We start from the raw sequence: 13350 nt of genomic DNA, 5'->3' as shown, positions 1-13350 counted from the left end.
TCACCGCCACCGTTGAACCTTTTCGGCCCGGGATCCGAACTACCGGGTGCGGCCGGAGCCGGTTCCGGCCGCGTGGACACGGATGGGAACCCAGATGGCGATGACGCACGGCGGGAACCGTCGACGCCGGGGCGCGCTGGTGGCCGCCCTGGCCACGACCGTGGTACTGCTCTGGCCCGCCACGGCGTGGGCCGACGGGGTGACCTTCACCCCGACCGAGGCGCAGCAGGGCAACGCGGTGAAGATCGAGTTCGTGGTGCCGGACGAACGGCCCGGTGTGCGTACCGAACGGATCGAGATCAGGATCCCCGCGGACCCGCCGATCGCCGAGGTGTACCCGCTGTCCGTGCCGGGTTGGGCACCGACGATCACCACCCGGAAGCTGGACCGACCGGTGTCCGGGATGCACGGCCCGGCCACCGACGTGGTGACCGCGTCGCTGATCTGGTCGCGGGCGAAGGGCGAGGCGGACGAGGGCCCGGCCCGGCTGGTGTTCTCGATGGCACCGCTGCCGCAGACCGACCGGCTCGGTTTCGAACTGGTGCAGACGTACGCCGACGGCCTCCAGGTGCGCTGGGGTGGCGGCGCGGGCATGCGGCCGTTGCCGGCGTTGGCGCTACTGCCCGGCGACCCGACCTACCCGGGGGCGCACGGCGGACACGGCGCGGCCCCCGACGGCGGGGCGCCCGCCGAGGCACCGGCCACCACCACCGGCTCCGACAGCGGCCCGAACGCCAACAGTCTGCTCGCCGCCGGGCTGGTCGCCGGGCTCGGCGGCGGGGCGGTGGTGGGCTGGCTGATCAGCCGTCGACGCCGTGATCCGGCCGAGGAGGTCGACCGCTCGGTACTCGACGAGGAACCCGCCGACACGCAACCGGTGACCGGCGACGGGGCCACGTCGGACCCGTCGACCGGACCCGACGCGGGCCGGACGGCCGAGACAGCGGGACCGGCCGAGACGGCGGGCTCGGACGTGGTCGAGGCGGGCGCGCGGCGGTGACCGGCGGGCGTGGCGTGCCCGGCTCAGTCGACCCAGTCGGGTAGCGGCTCCCGGGCGGCCCGCCAGGCGGTGGGCACCCCGCCTGCGGTGCCGACCCCGGTGTAGGCGGCGACGATCCCACCGGCGATGGCGGCGGTGGTGTCCACGTCGCCGCCCGCCTCGACGCAGGCGCGGATTGCGGCCGGGTAGTCGTCCAGGTGGGTGGCGGCGACCCAGCAGGTGAACCCGACGGTGTCCTGTGCGGTGACGCGGGAGCCGTTGCCGAGCGCGTCCACCACCTCCGGCAGCCCTCGGCCGAGCAACCCCGCCGCCCGGCGTACGCTCCGGTGCACCTCGGTCGACGGGTCCACGGCGGCGGCGACACCGGCGAGCAGGCGGCCCGGGTCGGGTCGATCGCCGTCCAGACGCGCCCGAGCGGCACCGGCCGCCGCCACCGCCACCGCCACGGCACCGGCGATCCCCTCCGGGTGGGCGTGGGTCACCTCGGCCGACGCCTGAGCCTGAGCCGCCGCTCGGCTGGTCGAGTCGGCGAAGTACGCGCCTAACGGGGCGACCCGCATCGCCGCGCCGTTGCCGCAGGAGCCCTGCCCGTCGAACGCGGAGGCGGCGGCCACCGGCCACGGGGTGCCGGTGCGGATCAGGCGCAGGATGCGTACCGCGCCGGGACCGTAGCCACGGTAGGGCTCGCAGCGCTCGGCGAAGTCCAACGCCAGGTCGTCGCGGTCGATGCGCCCCGTCTCGGCCAGCCGGGCCAGCACCGAGCAGGCCATCTCGGTGTCGTCGGTCCACTGCCACGGCGGGGGTGGAAGTCGGTCGGCGGCGAGATCGGCGACTCGCCGACCGGGGACGAAGAACTGTGAGCCGAGGGCGTCGCCGACCGACAGGCCGGTGAGACTGTCCCGGGCCAGGGCCAGGCGGGTGTCCGGATAGAGGGTGAACGTCATGGTCGCATCAGCTTGACCGGTTCCGGGGGCGGGCCGCAATGTCGCCGCGCTTGCCGTCCCGAGTACCGTGCTTGGGTGGCCACCGTCCTCCTGGTCGAAGACGACCATGTCGTACGCGGCGCGATGCTCCGGTCCCTCACCGACCGGGGTCATGCCGTCCACGCGGTGGGTACCGCCCTGGACGCGCTGCGCCGGGTCGCCGCGGAGACGCCGGACCTGGTCGTGCTCGACCTCGGGCTGCCTGACCTGGACGGCTCGGACGCCCTGCGGATGCTGCGCGGCATCACCGACGTGCCGATCATCATCGCCACCGCCCGCGACGACGAGCAGTCCGTGGTCAAGCTGCTGCGGGCCGGCGCGGACGACTACATGATCAAGCCGTTCACCGGCGCGCACCTGGACGCCCGGATCACCACCGTGCTGCGCCGGGCGGGTCGGGCCAGTCGGGCCAGCCAACCCGCCGTGCACACCGTGGGCGGGTTGCGGGTTGACGTCGGCGAACGCAGCGCCCACCTCGACGGTGAGGCACTGGCCCTGACACGCAAGGAATTCGACCTGCTGGCGTATCTCGCCGCCCGCCCCGGCCGGGTAGTGTCCCGGCGGGAGCTCTTGGAGGAGGTATGGCGGCAGCCGTCGGTCGGCGAGGATCAGACCATCGACGTTCACCTGTACTGGCTACGGCGCAAAATGGGCGAGTCCGCGGCGAAGCCGCGCTACCTGCGCACCGTGCGGGGGGTGGGCTTCCGGCTGGTGGCGCCGGACTGAGGAGGACGCTGGCCCTGTTGACGGCCGGCGTGGGCACCCTGCTGGCACTGGCCTTCCTCGTGCCGCTCGGGCTGACCCTCAGCGGGCAGGCCCGCGAGGAGGCGATCGCCGACGCGGCGCGGCGCAGCGCGCTGGTGACCGGGGCGCTCGCGATCAGCACCGACGCGGAGACGGTGACCCGGGCGATCGAGGCCAGCGGAGACGACCCGGCCACCCGGCCGGTGGTGCACGGGCTGGACGTGGACGCCTCCGCCGGACGGGCCGATGCGGCGCAGCTGGACCAGGCCCGCGAGCAGGGCCGCTCGCAGGTCGTCGACGTCGACGGCGGGGTGCTGCGGCTGGATCCCGTGGTGTTGGGCGAGCAGACCGCCGTGGTGGAGGTCTTCGTCCCGGACGCCGTGCTCGACGCCGGTCGCGGTGGTCGGTGGCTGCTGCTGGGCGGGGTGGCCGTCGCGCTGGTGGGCGCCGCGATGCTGGTGGTGGACCGCGTCGCCGCCCGAGCGGCGGACGCCAGCCGGGGCCTGGTGAAGGCGGCCCTCGCGATCGGCGACGGTGACCTGGGCGTACGCGTCGAGCCGCACGGCCCGCGCGAGCTGGCCGAGGCCGGTCACGCGTTCAACCGGATGGCGGAGCGGCTGGTCGCGGCGCGCACCGAGGAGCGGGAGCTGGTCGCGGACCTGTCCCACCGGCTGCGTACCCCGCTGACCGTGCTGCGCCTCGACGCCGAGGCGTTGGAGTCCGACGACACCAGCGTGGGTTCGTTCAGCCAGGCCGAGCTGGACTACCGGCGCGGCATCCGGCGCATCCGGCAGGCGATCGTCACCCTGGAGGGCGAGATCGACGTGCTGATCAAGACCACCCGCAAGGCGGTGACGACGACCGAGACCGCTCCGGCGATGTGCGACGTCAGCGAGGTCGTACGGGACCGGATGGTGTTCTGGGCGGCCCTCGCCGGTGACCAGAACCGCCCGCACCGGGTCTGCGGTGCCCAGTTGCGCATTCCCGCGCCGGTACCCCGCGCGGAGCTGGCCGCCGCCCTGGACGCGGTGATCGGCAACGTGTTCCGCTACACCCCGCAGGGCACCGCGTTCGAGGTGGCGGTGTCACGCCGCGACGGGTACGTGGCCATCCGGATCGACGACGCCGGCCCCGGCATCGCCAACCCGGACCGGGCGCTGCGGCGCGGTGCCAGCGACCAGGGCTCCACCGGGCTCGGGTTGGACATCGCCAAGCGGGTGGCGTTGCAGGCCAACGGATCGGTCAGCATCGACCGGGCACGGTTGGGCGGTGCCAGTGTGGTGATGTTGCTGGCCGACCCGGAGGCGACACCGCGCCAGGTCAGCCGATTCGGTCTGGTGGGCCGGATGGCTCGGGAGGGGCGGGAGCAGAAGAGCGGACGCCGCTGGCCCCGGCAACGGCCGACGGACGGCTGAGTGCGTTCGTCACGGCCCGTGGCGCGATCGTGGCTCCGGGCTGTGCGACGGCGCAAGTCTTCCTTAGATCCGAATTAACCCCGTTCTCGCCGACCGGTCTGGCTGTCAGGATCTCAGCGAACCCAGCAGTTCCACCAGCCTGTCGCTTCCAGCGCACGCGGCTGGTGGAGCTGTGCGCGCGGCGGGAGTCACGGTCCCCCCACACCTCCTCCCGCCGCGCGCCACCTGAGCGGTGCCGACGGCGTCAGCCGCGCCGACCGGCGAGATAGGTGTCGATCTCCCCGAGGATCCGCTGCTTGCCGGGCTCGTCGAGGAAGGACACGGAGACCGCGTTGCGGGCCAGCGCGGCCACCCCCTCCTCACCGACGTCGAGCAGGCGCGCGGCGACCGCGTACTCGTCGTCCAGGGTGGTGCCGAACATGGGCGGGTCGTCGGAGTTGATGGTCACCAGCACCCCGGCGTCGACCAACCGGCGCAGCGGGTGCTCGTCGATGTGGGCGACCGCCCGGGTACGCACGTTCGACGTCGGGCAGACCTCCAGCGGAATCCGGCGCTCCGCCAGATGGGCGAGCAGTTCCGGGTCCTGCGCGGCGGAGATGCCGTGGCCGATACGTTCGGCACCCAGCTCGCGCAGCGCGTCCCAGATCGTCTGCGGGCCGGTGGTCTCCCCGGCATGCGGCACCGAGTGGAGCCCGGCCGCGCGGGCCTGATCGAAGTACGGCTTGAACTGTGGCCTCGGTACACCGAGCTCCGGGCCACCGAGGCCGAAGCTGATCAGCCCGTCGGGTCGCTGGTCGAGCGCGATCCGCAGCGTCTCCTCGGCCGCCGGCAGGCCCGCCTCGCCGGGAATGTCGAAGCACCAGCGCAGCTCGATGCCGAAGTCGGCGGCGGCCCGCTTGCGGGCGTCCTCGATCGCCTCGCAGAACGCGGGTGCCGGGATGCCGCGTCGCACGTGCGAGTAGGGCGTCACCGTCAACTCGGCGTAGCGGACCTGCTGGCGGGCCAGCTCCCGGGCCACCTCGTGGGTGAGGATCCAGACGTCGTCCGGGTCTCGGATCAGGTCCACGACGCTCAGGTACAGCTCGATGAAGTGGGCGAAGTCGCGGAAGACGAAGTACTCGGCCAGCAGCTGCGGGTCTGCCGGGACGGGGCTGCGCCCCTCGTGCCGGGCGGCCAGCTTGGCCACGGTGTCGGGTGAGGCGGAGCCGACGTGGTGAACGTGCAGCTCCACCTTCGGAAGTCCGGCGATGAAGGAACGCAGGTCGGTCACGAGTTCTCCTGGGTGAAACCGGTATGGACGACGAGGATTACCCGCCGGAACGGGGCGTGCGCCTGGCCGTGACGCATCGGGTACGCCTCGGTGCGACGTGACACCGGAGCGGACGGGCCGGTGGTGCCCGGTCGCGGCCTGATGCGGTCGGCCCCACGTAAGTCGGTCCGCGTCGCGCGGCAGGTGCACACCCGTAGTCTTCCAGGCCGCCCCGGGCGGGCGGCGGTGACCAGCGCCCCGGCGCGGTCGGCCGGTCCCGTCGCGGGCGGCCCGGCTCCCGGTCACGGCGAGCGGGGTCACTAGGCTCACCGTATGGAGCAACGCACGTTCCCCCGCATGGACCGCCGGATCGGCGTGGTCGGGCTCGGCGCCTGGCAGCTTGGCGCCGACTGGGGCACGGTGACCGAGGACGACGCGATGGCGGTGCTCGCCGCCGCGGTCGACGCCGGGGTCACCTTCCTCGACACCGCCGACGTATACGGCGACGGGCGCAGCGAACAGCTGATCGGGCGGTTCCTGGCGGCCCACCCCGACGCCCGGCTGACCGTGGCGACCAAGATGGGCCGGCGGGTGGCGCAGACACCCGAGGCGTACACCCTGGACAACTTCCGCCGGTGGACCGACCGGTCCCGGGCGAACCTCGGCGTGGACACGTTGGACCTGGTGCAGCTGCACTGCCCGCCGACGGCCGTCTTCACCACCGACGAGGTCTACGACGCCCTCGACACCCTGGTGGCCGAGAAGCGGATCGCCGCGTACGGCGTCAGCGTCGAGACCTGCGACGAGGCGCTGGCCGCGATCGCCCGGCCCGGGGTGACCAGTGTGCAGATCATCCTCAACGCGTTGCGCCACAAGCCGCTCGAACGGGTGTTGCCGGCCGCCTCGGCCGCCGGGGTCGGCATCATCGCCCGCGTCCCGCTGGCCAGTGGGCTGCTCTCCGGCCGGTACGACGAGCACACCACCTTCGCCGCGGACGACCACCGCACCTACAACCGGCACGGTGCGGCGTTCGACGTCGGCGAGACCTTCTCCGGCGTGGACTTCGGCACCGGTCTGGCCGCCGTACGGCGGATCGCCCCGCTGGTGGGCGAGGAGCGCACGATGGCCCAGTTCGCGTTGCGCTGGGTGCTCGACCAGCCGGGCGTCACGGTCGTCATCCCCGGTGCCCGCGACGCGGCCCAGGCCCGCGACAACGCCGCCGTGGCCGGTCAACCACCACTGTCCACCCAGGAACTCGCCGAGGTGGCGGCGGTCTACGACGACCTGATCCGCCCCCAGGTACACCACCGATGGTGAGCGGCGGCCCCGCCGGTGGCGGGCCAGACGGCGGACCTGACGGCGGCACGCCCGGCGGCGGGCCACAACAGAGGGAGACCGCGATGAGCGGCTGGTTCCGGCTCACCCTCGGCCTGCTGGCCGTCGTCGTGGGCGCGGTCTGGACGGTGCAGGGCCTCGGCTACGTCGAGGGCAGCGTGATGACCGACCAGCGTGTCTGGGCGGTCATCGGACCGCTGCTGGTGCTGGTCGGATTGGTGTTGCTCTGGCTCGGCGTACGCGCCCGCAACCGTCGTTGACGCATGATGCGGAAAGCCCCGCGTCCGTCGGGACGCGGGGCTTCGCACTGATTCGGGGACTGCCTCGCCACTGGCCGGCGGTCGCCGACCGGTGCCTCAGAGGGGGCGGACCTGCTCGGCCTGCGGACCCTTCTGGCCCTGGGCGATTTCGAACTCCACCCGCTGGTTCTCCTCCAGCGTGCGGTAGCCGCTGGTCTGGATGGCCGAGAAGTGGACGAACACGTCAGCACCCCCGCCGTCGACGGTGATGAAGCCGAAGCCCTTGTCAGCGTTGAACCACTTCACGGTTCCCTGCGCCATGTGTATCTCCTTCTAAAACTGGCGGCCGAGCACACCGTGCGGCCGGTTGGCCGTTTTCGAGCAGCGGTGCCTGAGGCGGCCCCCGGTGAAGGAGACTTCTCTCAACCCACGCCATCTCTCAACAGCGTGGAACAGCAAACCACGTACGCAAAAACTCTGCACAGCCTACCGGACGAAATTCTCCGACATGTGACCTGACGGATGCGTCAGATCGGTCGCGCGGCGGCGCTGAATAAGGCAAAAGGCCCCCTCACCGAGACCTGGTGAGAGGGCCTTGCCAGCGCACTTCAGTCCGGCCAACGACCGGTCAACCGGCGTACACCGACCGCGCCACCCCGGTCCACCGCAGCGCGTACGACGGAGAAGATGGCGCCCTGCAAGGCGGCTGCCGCGAGGATCTCGCCCCACCGGCGGTCCTCGTCGGTCGGGTTGGGCGCCTCACCGTCACCGGCGGTCATCTTCCACACCTGGCGGAAGACCGCGCCCGCGATCGCACCGGCGGCGAAACCCATCAGCACGCCCACCGGTCTGTAGGCGACCTTGCCGATTCCCTTGCTCACCCACGCCTCCCTCTAATGATCATCAACACCACGGCGGCGGCGAGCGCGCCGGCCGCGAGTGCGATGAACGGCGTCGGGCCCTGCCGGGTCCGTCCCTGCTGAAGGTCGAGACCAGCCTGGGCGCGCACCCGGGCGACTGTCAACGCGGCCTGCTCGCGTACCCGTTCCCGGGCCTGGTCCGCCGAGGAGAGCAGCCGCTTCTTCACGTCCGCCTTGGCGGCCAGCGCCTCCATCGTCTCGCCCAGTTCCACCCGGGTGCGCCGGATCTCCTCCCGCAGCGCCTCGGTGTCGCCCGTACCGTTGCCTGTCATGCCCGTCCCCTGTCCTTCACCGCAGCGCTGACCACGTCGACGTCGGCCCGCAGGCTGCGCACGGTCGCCTCGGGCACCGGTGGGACCGCGCGACTGACCCGGCGCTTGCCGATCAGCGCGAACACCCCGGCGACCAGGAACAGGGCCACCGCCACGATCAGGGCGGCCGCCCAGGCCGGCAGCACCAGGGCCAGCAGGAGGATCGCGGCGGTCACCAGGGCTCCCAGACCGAAGAAGGCGAGCGCGCCGCCCCCGGCGAACAGACCGACGCCGATGCCGGCCTGTTTGCCCTTCTCGGTCAGCTCGGCGCGGGCCAGCGCGAGTTCGTCCCGGACCAGGCGCGAGACCTGCTCCGTCGCCCGCTGGACCAGTTCGGCGGTGGACGGCTCGGTCCCGTTGTGGGAGGTACGCCCAATGTGGGGTGTACGCCCGTTGTGGGACGTGTGGGCGTTCGCCACGTCAGCCATGCTGTCCCCCTCTCGTCATCACCGCGCTGTATGCCCGGAGTCGCCGCTCGTCAATCCTGTTCCCGAAAAAGGGGGCAGAAGTGTCGGGCAGCACGTCCCCGCCAAACGGCGCGCCAAACCTCCACATCCGAGTGGATAACGAGATGCTCAGCGGCGAGGTTCGGCGGGCTCCCGAAGGTCGCCGGTCTCGTCGGGGCCGACGAAGGCTTCGTTGCGGGCCTCGCCGTCGTCGCTGCCGCCGAAGAGCCGGGCGTCGTCGGGGACCTCGGCCTCGGTGCGGCGGCGCGTCGAGGGTCGGGGCCGCACCCACTGCCACGGCAGGTCGCCTCCGGCATCGCCGACCTCGGTACGCAGCCGGGGCATCGCGGTGGGTCGGTGGTCGCGGATCCACGCGACCAGGTGCTCCCGCACCCGGCACCGCAGGTCCCACAGCGCGCCCGCGTTGGCGGCGCTCACCAGCGCCCGAATCTTGATCATGCCGCCGGTGGCGTCGGTGACCTGCAGGACGCAGACCCGGCCGTCCCACAGCTCGGTGCTCTCCACCATGCGGCGCAACTCCTCCCGCATGGCCTGCACCGGGACCGACCAGTCGACCTCGAACTCGGCGGTGCCCAGGACCGCCGCCTCGGTACGGGTCCAGTTCTGGAACGGTGTGCTGGTGAAGTAGGAGGTGGGCAGGATCAGCCGCCGGTCGTCCCAGATCTGGACCACCACGTAGCTGAGCGTCAGCTCCTCGATCCGACCCCACTCCCCCTCGACCACCACCACGTCGTCCAGGCGCACCGCGTCGCTGAAGGCGAGTTGCAGACCGGCGAAGACGTTGCCCAGCAGGCTCTGCGCGGCCAGGGCGGCGACGACACCGACCAGACCGGCACTGGTCAGCACACCGGCGCCGATGCCCCGCACGGCGGGGAAGGTCATCAGCATCACGCCGAGGGTCAGCACGACGATCACCACGATCGTCACCCGACGCAGCATCACCACCTGGGTGCGCACCCGCCGGGCGTGCCGGTTGTCCGGCACGTCCACCCGGAACCGGGCCAGCGCGGTGTCCTCCACCACCACCAGCAGCGAGGCGACCAGCCAGGCCACGGCCGCGATGACGGCGAGGAGCAGCAGATGCAGCAACGCCTGACGCCAGGCGGTGCCGACCGCGTACCCGGTGCTGAAGCGGACGGCGAACTGCACCGCGAGAACGGTGGTGGCGACCTGGAACGCTCGGTGCGAGTGCTCGGCCAACTCGGTCAGCAGTAGCGATCGGCGACCCCACCGGCGGGTGAGGCGATGCGCCACCTCCACCACGGCAAGGGCGATCGCCGCCCCGGCGAGCGCGGCGACGACCGTCACGAGGTAGCTGTGCACGTGTGTGTTTCTCCTTCCGACCCGACGGGCGACCCCCGACGGTGTCCGGCTTACAGGCGATCAAGATCCGGCAAAGGGGCTATCGTGCCTCGGATCGCCGTCGCCGGCCACCGTCGGGGGGCCTGCGGAGGAGAAGGTCATACCTTGCGGTAGCGGGACTGGACGAAGCAGTACGCGCCGAAGGCGGCGATGCCGAGCGCGACGAGGATGAGCAGGAAGGTGCCGAACGGCTGGTCCCGCAGCGTGCGCAGGGCGGCGTCCAGGCCCCGTGCCTTCTCCGGGTCGTAGTTCACCGCGGCGAGCACGACCAGCAGACCGGTGACCGCGAACGCGCTGCCCCGGGAGAGGTAGCCGGCCATGCCGAGCCGCCGGGCGAGCTGGGTGGTCTTGGCGTTCATCTCGCCGGTCTTCAGCCGCTTCATGAACTTCTTCTTGGCCCCGTAGATGGCCATCCCGACGCCGACACCGATGAGCGCCAGGCCGGCGAGACCGATCAGCCACCGGCCACCGGTGGACTCCATCATCCGGGCGGTGAGCTCCTCCTGCTGGGAGGCGCTGTCGGAGTTGGCGTTCGAGAAGACCTTCCAGGCGGTCCAGGCCAGCCAGAGGTAGATGACGGCCCGGGCGGCGGAGACGACCCGTTCCTTGGCCCGGTCGTTGCCCCGCTCGGTGCGGTGCCCGACCGCCGCCTCGAGGGCCTGCCAGATCGCCATGGCGACCATGCCCACGGCGATGGCGATGACCACGAACTTGCCCATGGGTTGCGCGGCGAGGGTACGCAGCGCGCCGGACTGGTCGCCGTCGTCGGACGAGTTGCCGAACGCGATTTGCAGCGCCAGCCAGCCGAACAGCAGGTGCACGATCCCGTAGCCGATGAAACCGGCCCGGGCGAGGAGTTCCAGCCACCGGCTGTCGGCCGTACGGGCAGCGGTGGCTTCGGCGTTCCGGGTAAGAGACATGGCGCCTCAATCTCCGAACGCGAGGTTTTCCAAACGTGCCGGTCGCTCGGCTCGCGTCAGGCGCCGTTACGCGCGATGCGGACCTTCACCTCGGAATCGGTGACGCTGTCCAGGGTGACCGCGAGCCCACCGACGTCAGCCGCCTGCTGACCGACGGTGAGTGACAGCTGCTCCCCGCCGACCTCGATGGTGACCACGTCGTCCTGCGCCTCGACGAGTCGGGCCTCGACCCCGAGGATGCTGGCTCGGGCGTCCACGCCCCGGTCGAAGGTCACTGTGCAGGCGTCCAGCCCGCAGTTGGTGCTGGCCCCTTCCGAGCTGCAACCGGTCAGCAGCGCCGCGCTGAGCGCGAGACCGGTCAGCAGCCCGGCCACGCGGCCGGAGGTGTTACGGGCGAGGAGTCGATTCGTCACGGCGTTCAGCGTACGAGACCCTGGCGAACCGACCGGCCCGGCCGCAGGTCGGTGGACAATGCAGGGGTGAGCATGCTGGTTGAGGACAATCCCGCCAAACACCGCTTCGAGATCCTGGTCGACAACGCGTTCGCGGGCTTCACCGCGTACCTGCCCCGGGACGGGGTGCTGATCTTCACCCACACCGAGGTGGACTCGACGTTCCAGAACATGGGGGTCGGCGCGGCGCTGATGCGCAGCACCCTCGACCAGGTCCGCGAACGGGGCCAGCGGGTGGTGCCGCGCTGCCCGTTCATGGCCGCCTTCATCGAACGCCACCCGGAGTACGCCGACCTGCTCACCAGCTCGGACTGACCGGCCCGCCGGCGAGCAGCTCGGCGGCGGCCCGACCGGCGGCCCGGGTGGCGCCGTGGGTGGCGATGTGCACCGCCCCGGTGACCAGCGCGGGTACCCCGAGCTCGACGACCACCGCGTCGGGGCGGACGGCGAGCGCCCGGTCGACCGCGTCCCGCATCCAGGCGTGCCGGTGCAGGTCCCGCACCACCAACACCAGCGGTCGGCCGACGGCACCGGCGGCCGGGTCGACCGGCACTGAATTCTCGGCGTACCGGACGCTGGTGGTGCCCGGCACGAGGGCGGCCAGCGGCGCCGCCACCCCCCACGGGGTTTCCGACCCGATCGCGATGTTGTGTGGCGGCTGGAACTCCACCACGTGCGCCGGGGCGACCAACGGCACCCGGTCGGCGGTGGGGTCGGCGGTGGTGACCCGGACGGCGAGCCGGGCCGCCGCCAGCCCGATCGTCGAACCGGCACCGGCCCGGACGGTCCGCGTGCCGGTGGCACGGGCCGCCACCGTCCAGGCCGCGAGCTGCCCGACCCGCTTGGCCGCCTCGGCCAACCGCTCCTCCGGCAGTTCACCGGCGACGACCGCGTCGACGATGGCGTCACGCAGATGACGGGCGGTCTCCTCGTCGGCGTGCTCGCCGCCGACGCAGATCGCGTCGGCCCCGGCGGCGAGGGCACGTACCGCCGCACCGGCCAGACCGTAGCGGCCCGACACCGCGCGCATCTCCACCGCGTCGGTCACCACGACCCCTTCGAAGCCCAGCTCCTCGCGCAGCAGGCCGCCCAGGATCCGGTCGCTCAGGGTCGCCGGCAGATCCGGGTCCAGGGCCGGCACCAGCAGGTGTCCGGTCATCACCGCCTGGACGCCCGCCGCCACGGCGGCCCGGAACGGGGCCAGCTCGACGGCGTGCAACCGGGCCCGGTCGGCGTCGATGCGGGGCAGGGCGTGGTGGGAGTCGACGCGGGTGTCACCGTGGCCCGGAAAGTGCTTCGCGCAGGCGGCGACACCACCGGCCTGGAGGCCGCGTACCCAGGCGGTGGTGTGCCGGGCGACCAGGGGTGCGTCGGCACCGAACGACCGGACGCCGATCACCGGGTTGTCCGGATTGGAGTTGACGTCGACGTCCGGCGCGTAGTTCAGGGTGATCCCGACGGCGGCGAGTTCCTCGCCGAGGTCGCGGGCCACCTCCTCGGTGAGGGCCGGGTCGTCGACCGCGCCGAGTGCCAGGTTGCCCGGACGGGAGCTGCCCCGCCCGGATTCGACCCGGGTGACGTCACCGGCCTCCTCGTCGATGGCGACGATCACGTCCGGACGCTCCGCGCGCAGCGCGGCGGTGAGCGCGGCCACCTGGTTGGGATCGACGATGTTGCGGCTGAACAGCACCACCGAGCCGAGCCCGTCGCCGAGCCAACGGCGGATCCAGGCGGGCGGGACGGTGCCGACGAAACCGGGCTGTAGGACCGTGGCCGCCAGAGTCGCCAGCTGACCGTTGCGCTCGACTCGCTCACTCATTCGGCGCCGTACCCCCCGCAGTTTTCCGCCGTGGACTCCCCCGCCACCTGGCGGTGCAGACATGGTCACACCGCGCCACGCAATAGTCAATAAACCTTACAGTTGCCTTGGGGGCGCTGTCCCGCGACAGTGCG

Annotated in this window: 16 protein-coding genes; 6 read left to right on the top strand and 10 right to left on the bottom strand. The window is 72.3% G+C overall.

Annotation, left to right across the window (positions count from 1 at the left end; all coding sequences use genetic code 11):
- Window positions 1–94 precede the first annotated feature (94 nt).
- Complete coding sequence (locus tag FF096_RS13240; RefSeq protein ID WP_196222521.1) at window positions 95–1000, top strand: DUF1775 domain-containing protein; 906 nt, start codon at window positions 95–97, stop codon at window positions 998–1000.
- 23 nt (window positions 1001–1023) lie between these two features.
- Here the strand turns inward: FF096_RS13240 and FF096_RS13235 are convergent, their stop codons facing one another.
- Window positions 1024–1944, bottom strand: a complete 921-nt coding sequence (locus FF096_RS13235; protein WP_155217901.1) for an ADP-ribosylglycohydrolase family protein — start codon at window positions 1942–1944, stop codon at window positions 1024–1026.
- A gap of 75 nt (window positions 1945–2019) precedes the next feature.
- Between FF096_RS13235 and FF096_RS13230 the strand changes: the two genes are divergently transcribed.
- Together FF096_RS13230 and FF096_RS13225 are read left to right on the top strand one after the other, a co-directional pair.
- Window positions 2020–2709 carry a response regulator transcription factor gene (locus tag FF096_RS13230; RefSeq protein ID WP_309223214.1) on the top strand — a complete coding sequence of 230 codons (690 nt, stop codon included), beginning with the start codon at window positions 2020–2022 and terminating at the stop codon, window positions 2707–2709.
- A gap of 17 nt (window positions 2710–2726) precedes the next feature.
- Window positions 2727–4142, top strand: coding sequence for a HAMP domain-containing sensor histidine kinase (locus FF096_RS13225; RefSeq protein WP_155217897.1), 1416 nt, complete (start codon window positions 2727–2729; stop codon window positions 4140–4142).
- Window positions 4143–4386: 244 nt separating this feature from the next.
- On the opposite strand, the gene FF096_RS13220 is transcribed toward FF096_RS13225, so the two are convergent.
- On the bottom strand, window positions 4387–5412 hold the full coding sequence (locus FF096_RS13220) for an adenosine deaminase (RefSeq protein ID WP_309223213.1): 1026 nt from the start codon (window positions 5410–5412) through the stop codon (window positions 4387–4389).
- A 312-nt stretch (window positions 5413–5724) separates the two neighbouring features.
- On the opposite strand from FF096_RS13220, the gene FF096_RS13215 reads away from it, so the two are divergent.
- The gene (locus tag FF096_RS13215) at window positions 5725–6708 is read left to right on the top strand and encodes an aldo/keto reductase (protein ID WP_155217895.1); all 984 of its coding nucleotides are present in this window, start codon (window positions 5725–5727) and stop codon (window positions 6706–6708) included.
- A gap of 83 nt (window positions 6709–6791) precedes the next feature.
- Entirely contained in the window at window positions 6792–6986 is a 195-nt protein-coding gene (locus FF096_RS13210) for a hypothetical protein (RefSeq protein WP_155217894.1), read from the top strand.
- Between the two features lie 96 nt (window positions 6987–7082).
- On the opposite strand, the gene FF096_RS13205 is transcribed toward FF096_RS13210, so the two are convergent.
- From FF096_RS13205 to FF096_RS13175, 7 genes are all read right to left on the bottom strand, one after another.
- A complete protein-coding gene (locus tag FF096_RS13205) occupies window positions 7083–7286 on the bottom strand; it encodes a cold-shock protein (protein WP_011905669.1) in 204 nt (67 codons plus the stop codon).
- Window positions 7287–7573: 287 nt separating this feature from the next.
- Window positions 7574–7846, bottom strand: coding sequence for a DUF4235 domain-containing protein (locus FF096_RS13200; RefSeq protein WP_309223212.1), 273 nt, complete (start codon window positions 7844–7846; stop codon window positions 7574–7576).
- Entirely contained in the window at window positions 7843–8157 is a 315-nt protein-coding gene (locus FF096_RS13195; protein ID WP_155217892.1) for a DUF3618 domain-containing protein, read from the bottom strand. Before FF096_RS13195 ends, FF096_RS13200 begins: the two co-directional genes overlap by 4 nt.
- Complete coding sequence (locus tag FF096_RS13190) at window positions 8154–8624, bottom strand: phage holin family protein (protein ID WP_155217890.1); 471 nt, start codon at window positions 8622–8624, stop codon at window positions 8154–8156. Before FF096_RS13190 ends, FF096_RS13195 begins: the two co-directional genes overlap by 4 nt.
- Before the next feature lie 147 nt (window positions 8625–8771).
- Window positions 8772–9986, bottom strand: coding sequence for a mechanosensitive ion channel domain-containing protein (locus FF096_RS13185; protein WP_309223211.1), 1215 nt, complete (start codon window positions 9984–9986; stop codon window positions 8772–8774).
- A gap of 137 nt (window positions 9987–10123) precedes the next feature.
- Window positions 10124–10945, bottom strand: a complete 822-nt coding sequence (locus tag FF096_RS13180; protein WP_155217888.1) for a DUF1206 domain-containing protein — start codon at window positions 10943–10945, stop codon at window positions 10124–10126.
- Between the two features lie 56 nt (window positions 10946–11001).
- Complete coding sequence (locus FF096_RS13175; RefSeq protein ID WP_309223210.1) at window positions 11002–11358, bottom strand: hypothetical protein; 357 nt, start codon at window positions 11356–11358, stop codon at window positions 11002–11004.
- A 72-nt stretch (window positions 11359–11430) separates the two neighbouring features.
- Here FF096_RS13175 and FF096_RS13170 point away from each other — a divergent pair, with 72 nt between their 5' ends.
- The gene (locus tag FF096_RS13170; RefSeq protein ID WP_155218121.1) at window positions 11431–11712 is read left to right on the top strand and encodes a GNAT family N-acetyltransferase; all 282 of its coding nucleotides are present in this window, start codon (window positions 11431–11433) and stop codon (window positions 11710–11712) included.
- On the opposite strand, the gene FF096_RS13165 is transcribed toward FF096_RS13170, so the two are convergent.
- Window positions 11696–13216, bottom strand: coding sequence for a glycoside hydrolase family 3 protein (locus FF096_RS13165; protein ID WP_155217886.1), 1521 nt, complete (start codon window positions 13214–13216; stop codon window positions 11696–11698). The two genes, FF096_RS13170 and FF096_RS13165, sit on opposite strands and share 17 nt — an antisense overlap.
- Window positions 13217–13350: the final 134 nt, after the last annotated feature.

It is taken from the genome of Micromonospora sp. CP22, assembly GCF_009712475.1.
In the GTDB taxonomy this organism is placed as follows: Bacteria; Actinomycetota; Actinomycetes; order Mycobacteriales; family Micromonosporaceae; genus Micromonospora.
This window is presented reverse-complemented; position numbering and strand designations above follow the sequence as displayed.

Bases quoted from the DNA above. Each gene is read 5' to 3' on its own strand.
- FF096_RS13190 (WP_155217890.1), bottom strand. From the start codon at position 8,624: ATGGCTGACGTGGCGAACGCCCACACGTCCCACAACGGGCGTACACCC.
- FF096_RS13240 (WP_196222521.1), top strand. From the start codon at position 95: ATGGCGATGACGCACGGCGGGAACCGTCGACGCCGGGGCGCGCTGGTG.
- FF096_RS13205 (WP_011905669.1), bottom strand. From the start codon at position 7,286: ATGGCGCAGGGAACCGTGAAGTGGTTCAACGCTGACAAGGGCTTCGGC.
- FF096_RS13215 (WP_155217895.1), top strand. From the start codon at position 5,725: ATGGAGCAACGCACGTTCCCCCGCATGGACCGCCGGATCGGCGTGGTC.
- FF096_RS13180 (WP_155217888.1), bottom strand. From the start codon at position 10,945: ATGTCTCTTACCCGGAACGCCGAAGCCACCGCTGCCCGTACGGCCGAC.
- FF096_RS13235 (WP_155217901.1), bottom strand. From the start codon at position 1,944: ATGACGTTCACCCTCTATCCGGACACCCGCCTGGCCCTGGCCCGGGAC.
- FF096_RS13170 (WP_155218121.1), top strand. From the start codon at position 11,431: ATGCTGGTTGAGGACAATCCCGCCAAACACCGCTTCGAGATCCTGGTC.
- FF096_RS13210 (WP_155217894.1), top strand. From the start codon at position 6,792: ATGAGCGGCTGGTTCCGGCTCACCCTCGGCCTGCTGGCCGTCGTCGTG.
- FF096_RS13195 (WP_155217892.1), bottom strand. From the start codon at position 8,157: ATGACAGGCAACGGTACGGGCGACACCGAGGCGCTGCGGGAGGAGATC.
- FF096_RS13165 (WP_155217886.1), bottom strand. From the start codon at position 13,216: ATGAGTGAGCGAGTCGAGCGCAACGGTCAGCTGGCGACTCTGGCGGCC.